A 12,405-nucleotide genomic window follows, 5' to 3' on the forward strand; every position below is an offset into this window, starting at 1 on the left:
CGACTGGGGACTCGACGGAGACACAAAAGCTTCGGTCCTCGAGTCGAAATCCGCGGTCGAATCGATGTCGCCGTCCCTGCCGTCGCCGTCCGCGCTGCGATCCTCGTCGGGATCCATCCGTACGCTCCTCGGGGCGCTAACTGTCGGGGCGCTCGTTCTCGCAGGGCTTGCAGTCTCGCCCGGCGACGTCCTCGGGGGACTCGAGTCGCTGGCGGCCGATCCGTACCGCTTCGGGATCGTCGTGGGTGGGCTCTACCTCGTCCGGCCGGCGCTGGCCTGGCCGACGACCCCGCTCGCGGTCGTCGTCGGCTACGGCTACGGGATCGCAGTCGGCGTCCCGATCGCGCTTCTCGGAGTGGTCGTGACCGTTCTCCCGGTCTTCCTCGCCGTTCGTCGGTTCCGTTCGGGCGAGGCGAACGAAGCCGACTCCCGCTCCGAGTGTACTGACGGCGACCGTTCGAAGCCACTGCTCGAGCGGGCCGGTGCCGTCGCGGACCGATACTACGGGGCCACAGGACAGTTCCGGGGGGTGACCGCCTCGCGGCTGGCTCCGATTCCGTCGGACATAGCGACCGCCGCGGCGGCGGCGAGCGGCGTTCGGATCCGTCACTTCGTGGCCGGCACGGTCGCGGGCGAACTCCCGTGGACGGTCGCTGCGGTGGTCGTGGGCGCGTCGGCCGCGACCGTCACGACGGACGGCCTCGGTGACCTCGGCCTCGCGCTGTCAGTCGCCTGCGGTCTCGGCGCTGTCCTGTTGCTCGCCGGGCCGGCGTACCGGGCGCTCCGCGGTCGGTTCGCCGTAGAATCGGCCGAGTCGCGCTCGAGTCGGCCGTCGCAGTCGGACTGACTGGGTCAGCGATCGGGACGGTCCGCGCCGTCGCCCCCTTCGTCACCGTCGCTCGAGTTCGGGTTCGGTTCCCAGGGGCCTGTATCGCCGATCTCCCCGCGGTCGCCGATTTCGTCGTCGCGTTCGAGGTTCGCGTCGTCCGCGTCGGCGTCCCCGTCACCGCCAGCATTGGCGTCCTCGGCCTCGGTACCGGTCCCGGTTCCGTTTCCATTGTCGAACCGTCGGCGACGGTCGCCGCTCGGAGAGTGGCCGAACGGGCTCCGGTCGCCGTCGTTCCCTCTGTTCCCGGGATCGGGTCCGCGGTCGCCGCCGCCGTCGCGCTCGAGAAAACTCGGTCGGCGGACCCGATCACGGCTGTCGACCTGGTAGCGGGCGATGTCGATGCCCTCGAGGGGGTCGGGCAGATCCATCGTCTCGTCCAGGTCGACCGCGTCGGGCTGGGCGTCGGGATCGATCGTGGTCTTCTCTTCGACGAGTTCCTCCCAGACGTGGGTCTCGCCGTCGGCGGTCGGCTCGAGGTTGCCCGCCTTCTCGCGGCCCTTCTGGTAGGCGATTTCCACGAAACTCCGGTCGTAGGCGGTATCGATCTCCTCGCTGAGTCGCTCCAGTTCGCCGGGAAACTCCTCGCCGAGTTCCTCGGCGACCCCCAGCGCGAACGCCCGCCGGACGATCCGGTCCCGGTCGTCGATCGTCTCCCAGTCGGTGCCGAAAGTGCGCTCGTACATCGGCGATCAGGACTGGATCTTTTCGTTCGGCTTGACACGCAGTCCCCGATCGGTGAACTCGGCCTCCCTGATGTCACAGTCGATCTGGGTTCCGCGCATCTTGATGATCTGGACGCCCCTGGTCATCCCGCCGGACTCGAGGTAGTTGTGCATGAACACGACGCCGTGGGCGAGGTAGTGACCGTCCGAGTAGGAGGTCGGATCGGTCATCTCCGAGATCAGCAGGACGGTCGCGTCCGAACGCTTGAGCTTCGTCAGGAAGGTGACGAGTTCGTCGACGTCGTCCGAGAAGTAGTACTCGAGCAGCATCGTCGAGTCGATGACGAGTCGGTCGACGCCTTTCGACTCGACGAACGAGACCAGTTTGTTCGAGAGGTTCTCGACGCTGCCGGGCGAGTCGGCGCCCGTACGCGACGACGAGGAGAACAGCCGCTTCGTCTCGGCGTCGAAGACGTCGAGGAACTTCATCTGGCTCGAGGAGATCGCCTGCTCGAAGCCGAACTCGAAGTTCGACATGTCGGTGACGAGCTCCTCCTTGGACTCGTGCATGCTCAGGTACAGTGCCGTCTCACCTTCGAAGACGCCCTTGGTGAGAAACTGCGAACAGAAGGTCGTCTTGCCGCTTCCCGGCGGTCCGCTGACGATGTACAGCCGGTCTTCCAGGAGTCCGCCGTCGACTAGCTCGTCGAACCCCGGTACGCCCGTAGGTATTCGCATCGTTGGATGCAGGGTGATTCTGGGCTAAATAGGTTCCGGCGAGTGACTGTCACCGGAGACGACGGATCGCTCGAGCGGGCCCAGACCTAGACCTCACCAGAAGGTGTCGGCACAGTCGTAGACGACCCCGTGCTGGGGACAGACGTACTTGCAATGGCGCTTGAAGAGTGGGCGCTCGCAGTGTGGACAGGGGCGGCCGCCGTGGTCTCGTTCGGGCTCGTGGTCGGGGTCGGGGTCGGGGTCGGCGGGCTCGCCGTCGCCGTCACCATCGCTCATCTCGTCGTACACCTCGCTCTCGACCCTGCTAAGTGTTCGGAACCACACTCGAGCGGGGTGGCGTTCGGGATGCCCCGCGAGCGTCGCTTTCGGTACTTCGGTGGACGGTCGCGATGCTCGGATTGCAGCGGAGAGAGAACGGAGAGAGAACGGAGAGTGAGAGAGAAGACGGAGAGTGAGAGGAAACGCGGAACTAAACTACCCGCTACTTAACACTCGCTCCAGCCACACGACTCGCAGGTCTTGCAGCCTTCGGAGTAGTACAGCGACAGCGAGCCACAGTCGGGACACTCGGGGGACTCGCCGGCGTCGATGAGGTCCTGGGTCGCGTCGGTGTCGGTATCGCTACCGGCGGTTTCGGCCGCCGCGGCGCCGCCGTCTGTCTGCGGGCCGTCGTACTCGGTCGCCCCCGCATCGGCCGACTCCTCGAGCGTCTGCTGGGTCGGGTACGGCTTGTCGATCTCGTTCTCGAGGTAGCGACGCATCGCGGTGCCGATGGCGTCGGGGATCGACTGGATCTGTTCACCCTTGTCCCAGGCGACCTTCGGGCTACGAGTGCCACAGAGTTCGTCGACGATCTCCTCGGGGTCGACGCCCGAGCGCAGCGAGGTCGAGATGACCTTCGCCAGCGCCTCGGTGAAGGAGTTGGTAAAGCCGCCCGAGTGGCCGATGTTCGCGAACAGTTCGAACGGCTGGCCCGTCTCGGGGTCTTCGTTGATCGTCACGTAGACCTTGCCGTAGCCGGTGTCGATGCGCTGGCTGACGCCGTGGAGCGCGTCGGGCCGGTCGCGCTTCTGGGTGAAGTCGACCTCGACGGGTTCGACGTCGCCCTCGCCCGTGATCGTCGGCACCTCGTCCTCGAGCAGTTCCTGGACGTCCTCGTTCTCGAGGAACGCCTCGAGGCCGCCGAAGATCTCGTCGATCTGCTCGACCAGCGCCTCGGCGGCTTCGGTCTCGTCGGCGAAGTCGGTGTTGTCGGCGCGGGTCGTCAGCACCTGCTTCGAGCGGGTGCCGTCGCGGTAGTAGGTGACGCCCTTGCCGCCGTGTTCGTAGATGTACTCGAAGACGTCCTTGGCGTCTTCGAGCGTGGAGTCGTTGGGCGCGTTGACGGTCTTCGAGATGGCGGAGTCGACGCCTTCCTGGCAGGCGACCTGCACGCCGGCGTGTTCCTTCGCCGAGAGGTCGCCGGTCGTGACGAACAGTTCGCCGATGGCGTCTGGCACCGTCGAGAGCCCCTCGACGCCGTTGAACTGGTTGGTCGCCATCTGCTCTTTGGCCTCCTCCTTGACCGCGTCGACGTCGATGTCGTTGTCCTCCAGCACGCGGAGGAAGTAGTCGTCGAACTCGACTAACATCTCGTCGCCCTGGACGTCGTCGGAGACGTTCTTGTAGTAGGCGACGTTGTAGATCGGCTCACAGCCGCCGGTGGTGTTGCCGACCATGCTCGTCGTGCCCGTCGGGGCGATGGTCGTCGTGTTGTGGTTCCGGATCGGGAACCCGTCTTCCCAGTCGTCGGCGTCGAGCCCGGTCTGGTGTTCGAACCACTCGCGGTACTCGGTCGGGTTCGCGTACTTGGACTTGTCCCACTCGTCGAAGCTGCCCCGTTCCTCGGCGAGTTCGTGGGACGTCCACTTCGACGTGTGGTTGATGTGGGTCATCAGCTGGCGGGCAACCTCGTTGGAGGCCTCGCTGCCGTACTCCATGCCGAGCTGGATGTACAGCTGTGCCAGGCCCATGATGCCCAGCCCGATCTTGCGCATCTCCCGGACCTTCTGCTCGATCTTCTCGACCGGGAAGTCCGACATAGTGACGACGTTCTCGAGGAACCGCGTCCCCATCTCGATGCGGCGGTCGAACTCCTCGAAGTCGACGGCCTCCTCGAGGAAGGCGTCGACGGCGTCCTCGATCGAGTCGTACTCGTCGCCGTGTTCGTCGTACCAGACGCGCCAGTCCGGAGCGTCCAGATCCGCGAGCGTCGAGAGGTTGATGTGGCCGAGGTTACAGGCCTCGTACTCTTCGAGGGGCTGCTCTCCGCAGTTGTGGACGACGAGACCGTTTGCAACGAACGAGTGTGTGTCCGGTTCGGTCAGGTCATAGACCGCTTCGTGACCGTCGTGTTCGACGGCTTCAACGGTAGCTTCGAACCGTTCGCTGTACGGCCCACGATCGTACTCCGAGAGCCGTTGTTCGAGCGCTTCGGACTTGTAGTCGAGCAGGAAGCCGATTTCGTCGGCGAATCGCTCGAGGTTGTCTTTGACGATGACGAGTTCGTGCTGATCCTTCGTCTCGTACTCTTTCGTTCCGCCGTTCCCGTCGGAGAGCTCTCGAGTCCCTGCTTCCGTGCGGTTCTCGTAGATTTTGCTTGCGATTCCGAAGTTGAGGAGGAGTTGCTGGACGTCAACGAGCAGATCCGAGTCAGAACTCCACAAGCGGACCGAGACGCCTTTTTCGACGTTCCCCTGAACGCAACCGTCTGCAGTAAACAGCGACTGGAGGAAGCCGCGTGCCATCTCCTCGCTGCCGCGCATTACGGTATCAGGGACCTGCAGTTTGTCCTCGGTGAGACCGACTTCGTCTGCGTACTCGTAGAGGCGAGCAGATCGAATACGCTGTTCGATCGCCTGCGCACCGCGGTATCCGGCGTCACGAGTTATTTCGTTGACTCCGATGTCGTAGTTTGCGTTACCGAGTGGCTCGCGAACGACCCCGTTGACGTCTTCAGCCAGAGATTCGGAGATTTCGGCGTCTTCGTCGTAGAAGTTCAGAACGGCACGTTCTTCGCCGTGTTTGAGATGGCCGTCCCCGACGAGCCAGCCGAGCGTGCGACCTTCCTCGGCAGTACCGTGCTGACCGAATCTACCTTTTCGGTTCTGGATGTGGACTGTATCTCCTGCATCGAGGTTCTGCGCTTCGACCCATCCATCGTCAGTCATGACACGGTGGTCTGCAGTGAGTCGAAGTTCGTACCCTTCCTCGGTAGTTAGCTTGTAGACGTCTTTTTCGCCGGTTTTGTAGACGCTGCTGGCCTCTTTGATGGAGTCCTCACTGAGTCGGCCGTCAACGACGACATCAGTCGCAACCCCCTGCTCGTACAGCTCTTCTGCAGGGACAAGACCGCGTTCCGTGCTAATGAGTGTCTCTCCAGTGACACACGGATTGGTCGCGAGGATGCGGTGGTCGGGGTGTTTCTCGACGTCGAAGGAGTGTTGCTTGTTGACGCGCTCGAGGTAGATGACGCCGGGTTCGCCGTTCTCGTGGGCGCCCTCGACGATGTCGTCCCAGAGCTCTTCTGCGGGAACTGACAGTTCCTCGCCGACCTCGACGTGCTCGCCGAGGCCGAACATCTCGTAGAGTTCCTTCGTCTCCTCGGTCGCAACGTGTGGCTCGCCCGTTCGGGGGTTCGTAAAGGTGAACTCCTCGCCGTTCTTGACCGCCTCCATGAAGTCGTCGGTGATGCCGACGGAGATGTTGAAGTTCGAGAGGTGACCCTCGACGGCGTTGCGGAGGTGTTTGGGAACTTTCCCCTCGTCGTCGATGAGTTCGCGGGCCTCCTCTAAGGCTTCCTGGAAGGACGTGTGCGTGTAGTCGTCGGGGTCGTTCAGGCGCAGCGTCTCGGCCAGCGAGACGTCCTTGTTCTTGGCGTGGATGAACTGGATGACGTCCGGGTGGGAGACGCGCATGACGCCCATCTGGGCGCCGCGTCGCGCGCCGCCCTGGGCGATCGTCTCACACATCTGGTCGTACGTGCGCATGAACGTGATCGGGCCGCTGGCGATGCCGCCGGTCGAGCCGACCGCGTCGCCGTAGGGCCGGAGCCGCCAGAAGGCATACCCCATGCCGCCGCCGCTCTGGAAGACCTGCGCGGCCTCCTTTGCGGTCTGGTGGATGTCGTCGATGTCGTCCTCGGGGGAGTCGACGAAACACGCCGAGAGCTGCTGGAGCTCGTCCCCTGCGTTCATCAGGGTCGGCGAGTTCGGCATGAAGTCGAGGTTCTCCATCATCCCCTGGAACTCGTCGGCAACCGACTCGACGTGGTCGCGGATCTCGTCGGGGAGTTCGGGAACGACGGTGTCGTAGGCGAACTTGTTGACGTTGTAGATAGAGAGCGTCGTCTCGTCGTCGTCCTCGGCCGTCGTACCGGCACCGAAGACCTCCTCGGCGAGTTCGTCCCGCCGCGGGTGGTCGGGCTTGAGCTGATCCGGCGTAACCGTGATCTCGACGTCTCGTTTTTCGGCCTCGAAGACGGCCTCGGCGAGCGCGATGTTCTTCCCGACGCGTTCGAAGAGATCTTCCTGCTCTTCGATGAGTTCACCGTCGGCGTCCTTCCGGAGATACCGGGCCGGGAGGATGTTGTGATAAGCGTTACCGGTGAGACGGTCCTCGAGCGTGTCCCCCTCGGTACGTTTGATCGGGAGGGTAAGCTCCTCCGCGGAGAGTTCGCTTTCGCTCACGCGTGGCTCACCTCGCTGCTATCGGGTCGGCCTGTGTCGATTCTGGCGACAGTCCGGGTCCTGGCTCTCATCATTCGTGACGAAGGTTCGGTATTCATGCATTCACCATAAAGCTGTCCTAGCTGTCCCACTTTTATTGAACTAATACAATTTACTTTTCACAGACGTCTCTACTGGGTCTGATTGTCCCCCCGAGACGACCGCGGAAACGGTCGCGTCGACTCCTGTCGAAGGCTACGGGCGCGGAGGCCTTAACGATTTTCAGACCATACTGAAAGTGAAAGCCGTTCCCACGATTTTCGGTCTAGTCGAGAGTTCTACCTGTTCTTTTCGGTGACGATTGCTTGCTCGCGTCTGTCACGATATCCAGAAAGATTACGTCCCTTCGGAACGGGGTGTTCCCTATGTTCGAACCATTTACCGGATCGACGGTCCTCCTCGTGTTGGCCGGGCTGGCGGCCTTCGCGGTCGCCGTCATCGCGATCCGTATCGCGATCAAACTGGCCGTTCGCGTCGGTATCGTCGCCGCGATAGTGCTCGCCGCGCTGTATGCGACCGGGACGCTGGGAATGCTGCCCGGCGTTTCGGGCTGAACGGACGCGGAGTCGCCAAATCGATCGCGGCACAGTTCCTCTTCTCTTACAGCATCGTGAGGAAGTTCTCGATCACGTCGTGTCCGACGGCCGTGAGCACGCTCTCCGGGTGGAACTGGACGGCTTCGATCGGGTGCTCGCGGTGGCGCACGCCCATTACGAGCGTTTCGCCGTCGTGCTCCGCGGTCGCCGTCACCTCGAAACAGTCCGGCACCTCCGTCGCGACCAGCGAGTGGTATCGGCCGGCGCGGAACCCCTGCTCCAGTCCCCGGAAGACGCCTTCGCCGTCGTGGTCCACCGCGGATGCCTTCCCGTGGATCGGTGCCGGGGCTCGCCCGACGGTTCCCCCGTACTCGTAGACCGCGGCCTCGAGCCCGAGACAGACCCCGAGCGTCGGGACGTCGGGGCTCACCTCGCGAAGAACGTCGGTCGTCACGCCGACGTCGCGGTCGTTCTTCGGGTGGCCGGGGCCGGGGCTGACCACGATCCCGTCGGGATCGACCGCGCGCACCTCCTCGAGCGAGGCGGTGTTTTTCAGTACCTCGGTCTCGGCGTTTGGCTGCTGGCTGACGTACTCGACGAGGTTGTAGGTGAAGGAGTCGTAGTTGTCGACGAAGAGGACGCGTCGCGTTTCGCCGCGTTCGTCGGCGGGTTCCGCCTCGTCGACCGTCACGCTCGCCGTCATCGGCTCACCTCCGGGGTCTCGAGCGGATCGGTGGTCCCGGTCGTCGCTTCGACGTCCTCCTCGATCCGCTCGAGCGCGGCGAGCACGCCGCCCATCTTCTTCTCCGTCTCCTCGTACTCGCTTTCGGGGTCGCTGTCGGCCACCAGTCCGGCACCGGCCTGGACCGTGATGCGATCCCGTTTCCGTTTCTGTCGTCCGTCCGCCGCAGGTAGCGTGACCCCCTCCTCGACCGTCGCAGTCCGGATCACGATCGCGAAGTCGGCGTCCCCGGTCCAGGAGAAGTAGCCGACGCCGCCGCCGTACAGCCCGCGGGGCTCGGACTCGAGGTCGTCGATGATCTCCATCGCGCGGATCTTCGGCGCGCCCGAGAGCGTCCCGGCGGGGAACGCGGCCCGGGTCGCGTCGAACGCGTCGGCGTCCGCGGCGAGTTCGCCCGTCACCGTCGACTCGATGTGCTGGACGTGGCTGTACTTGAGGACGTTCATGAACTCGTCGACCCGGACCGTGCCGGCCTCCGAGACGCGGCGGACGTCGTTGCGCGCCAGGTCGACCAGCATCGTGTGTTCGGCCCGTTCCTTCTCGTCGGCGAGCATCTCGCCCGCGAGCCGACGGTCCTCCACCGGGCTCGTCCCCCGGTCGCAGGTCCCCGCGATCGGGTTCGACATGACTTCGCGCCCGCGCACGGAGACCAGCGTCTCGGGGCTGGCTCCGACCACGGTCAGGTCGTCGTGCTCGAGCAGGTACATGTACGGCGAGGGGTTGACCTCGCGCATCGCCTCGTAGAACCCGAGCGGATCGACGTCGCCGTACAGTTCCCGCTTCCGGGAGACGACGCCCTGATAGATGTCGCCGTCGAGGACGTGCTCCTTGGCCGCACGGACGCTCTCCTCGTAGGCCGCTTTCGACCCCGCGACCTCGTCCTCGCGGACGAACCCGCCGGCGTCCGGCCGCTCGTCACCGACCGCTCGCAGGGTCTCGGCGACCGCGGCCGCCTCCGCGCGGAGTTCGTCGTAGACCTCCTCGGGGTCGTCGTCGGCCTCGAGGACCGGCGTACAGACGAGCGAGACCGTCCCCTCGCGCTCGTCGAACGCGAGCGTCTTCGTCGTCAGGACGAACTGCGCGTCGGGGAACCGGGAGTCCGGCCGCTCGACGCCGACCTCCTCGAGCCAGAGGTCGTAGACCGCGTCGTAGGCGAGAAAGCCGACGAGGCCGCCGGTGAGGTGCTGTCGCTCGCGGCCCGGATCGGGCGCGTTCTCGAGTCGTGCGTCGGGCATGGCCGCCCGGAGCGCGTCGACGGTGTCGGCCGACTCAGGGCCGTCGCCGGCGACGTCGATCGACTCGAGGGGTGCGTCCTCGGTCAGCGCCTCGACGCTCGTCCCCTCCGGTTCGACCGTGACGACCGCCTCGGGGTCGTATCCGACGTAGGAGAACCGCGCGTGGCGTTCGGCCCCCGCGGTGCTCGGGCGGAACGCCCCGTCCGGGTCGCTCGAGGCCGTCTTCTCCGCGCTCTCGAGCAGGAACGCGTAGGGCGATCGGTCGCGGTCGCTGCCCGGCGCGCGGCCGGTCAGCGCGGCGTAGGCCGACAGTGGCGTCGTCTCGACCTCGAGGGTGGCGACGGTGCGGACGACTGCGGGACGGTCGTCGTCCTCGTCCCCAGAGGCGGCGTACTCCACGAACTCCTCACGGTCGAGATCGAAGTCGACGGACATGCTAGGGCTCGACCCTCCGCTCGGCGGTCGCGTTCGCCGCACGCTCGACGAACGAGCGGACCGCGTCGGCGTCTTTCTCTCCACCCGTAGCCTCGACGCCGCTCGCGACGTCGACCGCGAACGGGTCGACCGTCCGGACTGCCGCGGCGACGTTGTCCGGCGTCAGTCCGCCCGCGAGTATCAGCGGCGACTCGAGGTCCGCGGCGACGGCCCGCGTCCGGTCCCAGTCGTGGGTCTCGCCGGTTCCGCCGCCACCGTCCTCGTCGGCGGTGTCGACGACCAGGGCGTCGACGACGTCGTCGTACGTGCTCGCGGCGTCCGGTTCGTCGGCGTCGACCGCGTACAGGACGGCCGCGTCGACTCGCGAGCGCAGGTAGCCCAGATCGCCCGCGGCGAACCCGCCGTGAAGCTGAACCGCGTCGGGTTCGACCGTCTCGACGAGGTCGATCGCGGCTCCGGGATCGTCCGGCATCGTCACGAGTACCGCCGTCACGAACGGCGGGACCGCATCGACGAGTCGCTTCGCGCGCTCGACCGAGACCTCACGGGGCGTTTCGACGGGAACGTCACAGACTACCCCCACCGCGTCCGCGCCGGCCTCGACGGCGGTCTCGAGGTCCCGTTCGTTCGTCAGCCCGCAGATCTTGGTGCGGGTGCGAGCGCCGCGCGCACCGCTCATTATCGGGCCCCCCGGGGTTCCGGCTCCGCGTCCGCTTCCGGGCTCGCCCGCAACTGCTCGAGTTTGGCAGCAGCGTCGCCCGACTCGATCGCTGCGCGGGCGACGTCGGCTCCCTCCTCGAGGGTGTCGGCCTCGCCGGCGACGTAGATCGCCGCGCCGGCGTTCGCGAGGATGACGTCACGTTTCGCGCCGTCGACGGTCCCGTCGACGATCCCCCGCAGGTCCTCGGCGTTCTCCTCGGGGGTGCCGCCGGCGATGTCCTCGATGTCGTGCTCCTCGAGGCCGAGATCGGCGGGCTCGAGCGTATACTCCTCGACGGTCTCGCCTTCGACCTCCGCGACCGTCGTCTCCCCGTGGATCGCGATCTCGTCGGTGCCCGCGCCGTGGACGACGAGCGCGCGCTCGACGTCCATCCGCGCGAGGGCGTCCGCGAGCACGGGAACGAGGTCCGGGTCGTAGACGCCGACGACCTGTGCGTCCGCGCCCGCGGGGTTCGTCAGCGGGCCGAGCACGTTGAAAATCGTCCGCATCCCCAGTTCCTTGCGCGGGCCGATCACGGCCTTCATCGCGGGGTGGAAGACGGGCGCGAGCATGAAGCCGATCCCGTCGTCCTCGATCGCGCCCTCGACGGCCGGCGGCTCGGCTTCGACGTCGACGCCCGCGACCTCGAGGACGTCCGCGCTGCCCGACGAGGACGACACCGAGTAGTTGCCGTGTTTCGCGACGGGAACGCCCGCGCCCGCGGCGACGACCGCACTCGTCGTCGAGACGTTGATCGTGTCGTAGTCGTCCCCGCCCGTGCCGCAGGTGTCGACCAGCGGCTCTCGGTCGGGCGTGATCGTTCGCGCCGCCTCGCGCATCCCTTCCGCGAAGCCGGCGATCTCGGCTTCGGTCTCGCCTTTCGCTCGGAGCGCGGCGAGCAACGCGCCGATCTGTGCCTCCGTCGCGTCCTCGAACACCGCGCTCGAGGCCGCTCGAGCCTCCTTCTGGGTGAGATCCTCGCCCTCGGTGACGCGTTCGACATAATCCTGCATAGTGAACACCAATGTACGTAGTTGTCTTGTAATGCCCAAATGAGTACATGAACTTAAGCGTGCCGGTGGCGGATCCGTGGTGACCTCTCGCGTACGGCGACCGATTCGAAACCTTCAATTACGGTGGCCGGCAACGATTGAGTGCAGACGACGTGGCGCGACGCGCCACGGGAGAAAGCCAGGCGGGTTGGTGGTCTAGTCTGGTTATGACACCTCCTTGACATGGAGGAGGTCGGCAGTTCAAATCTGCCCCAACCCACTACTTCTGTCGCGAGCAAATCCGCGAGCGACAGGATCGTGACGTTTGGCAGTTTGAATTAGACCGAGGTTCTGCGCCGCAGGCGCAGGTTCTCGGGCGTAGTTCAAATCTGCCCCAACCCACTACTTCCGTCGCGAGCAAATTCGCGAGCGACCGGTTTCCGGATTCCGCCCGAGTTAACCCAACTCAGGGTCGAACGAGCGTTCGCCGTTCGTCCCCGGCTCCGCATCCGAGCGCGACTCGAGAACGACGGGAACCTCGTCTAGAGATAGTTTGAGGGGTGTTTTTCGGTCAATATGGACCTAAACGGGCCCATGCCAACCTACATCAGCCTGGTGACCTCCTCCTCGCCGTAAACGGCGAGGCTTCCCACGGCACCGTGCCGTTGAGTTGGGATATTTGCTGGTTCACGACCTGTCGGCATGACAGG

The 12,405-nt window shown here is 65.5% G+C and carries 10 protein-coding genes and 1 tRNA gene; 3 read left to right on the forward strand and 8 right to left on the reverse strand.

Annotated elements, in window-relative coordinates; translation table 11 throughout:
* Positions 1-64: 64 nt before the first annotated feature.
* The gene (locus BM113_RS21050) at positions 65-847 is read left to right on the forward strand and encodes a TVP38/TMEM64 family protein (RefSeq protein ID WP_089789994.1); all 783 of its coding nucleotides are present in this window, start codon (positions 65-67) and stop codon (positions 845-847) included.
* A 5-nt stretch (positions 848-852) separates the two neighbouring features.
* On the opposite strand, the gene BM113_RS21055 is transcribed toward BM113_RS21050, so the two are convergent.
* The 4 genes from BM113_RS21055 to BM113_RS21070 all read right to left on the reverse strand — a co-directional run bounded on the left by BM113_RS21055 (position 853) and on the right by BM113_RS21070 (position 7,016).
* Positions 853-1,572: a DUF8057 family protein gene (locus tag BM113_RS21055; RefSeq protein ID WP_089789996.1), complete on the reverse strand. Its 720-nt coding sequence runs from the start codon at positions 1,570-1,572 to the stop codon at positions 853-855.
* A 6-nt stretch (positions 1,573-1,578) separates the two neighbouring features.
* Entirely contained in the window at positions 1,579-2,289 is a 711-nt protein-coding gene (locus BM113_RS21060) for an RAD55 family ATPase (protein ID WP_089789998.1), read from the reverse strand.
* A 93-nt stretch (positions 2,290-2,382) separates the two neighbouring features.
* Positions 2,383-2,565 (reverse strand): HVO_2523 family zinc finger protein, encoded by a 183-nt coding sequence (locus BM113_RS21065; RefSeq protein WP_245758147.1) that lies wholly within the window; start codon positions 2,563-2,565, stop codon positions 2,383-2,385.
* A gap of 209 nt (positions 2,566-2,774) precedes the next feature.
* Positions 2,775-7,016 (reverse strand): LAGLIDADG family homing endonuclease, encoded by a 4,242-nt coding sequence (locus BM113_RS21070; protein ID WP_089790002.1) that lies wholly within the window; start codon positions 7,014-7,016, stop codon positions 2,775-2,777.
* A gap of 404 nt (positions 7,017-7,420) precedes the next feature.
* Between BM113_RS21070 and BM113_RS21075 the strand changes: the two genes are divergently transcribed.
* Positions 7,421-7,609, forward strand: coding sequence for a DUF8029 family protein (locus BM113_RS21075; protein ID WP_007143836.1), 189 nt, complete (start codon positions 7,421-7,423; stop codon positions 7,607-7,609).
* 46 nt (positions 7,610-7,655) lie between these two features.
* Here BM113_RS21075 and trpG read toward each other — a convergent pair whose 3' ends face one another.
* Genes trpG through trpD form a run of 4 tightly spaced genes read right to left on the reverse strand, consistent with a single transcriptional unit; the run spans position 7,656 to position 11,716 of the window.
* The gene (gene trpG, locus BM113_RS21080) at positions 7,656-8,294 is read right to left on the reverse strand and encodes an anthranilate synthase component II (RefSeq protein ID WP_089790004.1); all 639 of its coding nucleotides are present in this window, start codon (positions 8,292-8,294) and stop codon (positions 7,656-7,658) included.
* A complete protein-coding gene (gene trpE / locus BM113_RS21085) occupies positions 8,291-10,003 on the reverse strand; it encodes an anthranilate synthase component I (RefSeq protein WP_089790006.1) in 1,713 nt (570 codons plus the stop codon). Before trpE ends, trpG begins: the two co-directional genes overlap by 4 nt.
* Position 10,004: 1 nt before the next feature.
* Positions 10,005-10,682: a phosphoribosylanthranilate isomerase gene (locus tag BM113_RS21090; RefSeq protein ID WP_089790008.1), complete on the reverse strand. Its 678-nt coding sequence runs from the start codon at positions 10,680-10,682 to the stop codon at positions 10,005-10,007.
* Complete coding sequence (trpD, locus tag BM113_RS21095) at positions 10,682-11,716, reverse strand: anthranilate phosphoribosyltransferase (RefSeq protein ID WP_089790010.1); 1,035 nt, start codon at positions 11,714-11,716, stop codon at positions 10,682-10,684. Before trpD ends, BM113_RS21090 begins: the two co-directional genes overlap by 1 nt.
* Positions 11,717-11,900: 184 nt before the next feature.
* Between trpD and BM113_RS21100 the strand changes: the two genes are divergently transcribed.
* Positions 11,901-11,975: transfer RNA gene (locus tag BM113_RS21100), tRNA-Val, on the forward strand.
* Positions 11,976-12,405: the final 430 nt, after the last annotated feature.

The sequence above is a fragment of the Natronobacterium haloterrestre genome (genome assembly GCF_900112205.1).
GTDB lineage: Archaea > Halobacteriota > Halobacteria > Halobacteriales > Natrialbaceae > Natronobacterium > Natronobacterium haloterrestre.

Bases quoted from the DNA above. Each gene is read 5' to 3' on its own strand.
- BM113_RS21075 (WP_007143836.1), top strand. From the start codon at position 7,421: ATGTTCGAACCATTTACCGGATCGACGGTCCTCCTCGTGTTGGCCGGG.
- trpG (WP_089790004.1), bottom strand. From the start codon at position 8,294: ATGACGGCGAGCGTGACGGTCGACGAGGCGGAACCCGCCGACGAACGC.
- BM113_RS21050 (WP_089789994.1), top strand. From the start codon at position 65: ATGTCGCCGTCCCTGCCGTCGCCGTCCGCGCTGCGATCCTCGTCGGGA.
- trpD (WP_089790010.1), bottom strand. From the start codon at position 11,716: ATGCAGGATTATGTCGAACGCGTCACCGAGGGCGAGGATCTCACCCAG.
- BM113_RS21055 (WP_089789996.1), bottom strand. From the start codon at position 1,572: ATGTACGAGCGCACTTTCGGCACCGACTGGGAGACGATCGACGACCGG.
- trpE (WP_089790006.1), bottom strand. From the start codon at position 10,003: ATGTCCGTCGACTTCGATCTCGACCGTGAGGAGTTCGTGGAGTACGCC.
- BM113_RS21065 (WP_245758147.1), bottom strand. From the start codon at position 2,565: ATGAGCGATGGTGACGGCGACGGCGAGCCCGCCGACCCCGACCCCGAC.
- BM113_RS21060 (WP_089789998.1), bottom strand. From the start codon at position 2,289: ATGCGAATACCTACGGGCGTACCGGGGTTCGACGAGCTAGTCGACGGC.
- BM113_RS21090 (WP_089790008.1), bottom strand. From the start codon at position 10,682: ATGAGCGGTGCGCGCGGCGCTCGCACCCGCACCAAGATCTGCGGGCTG.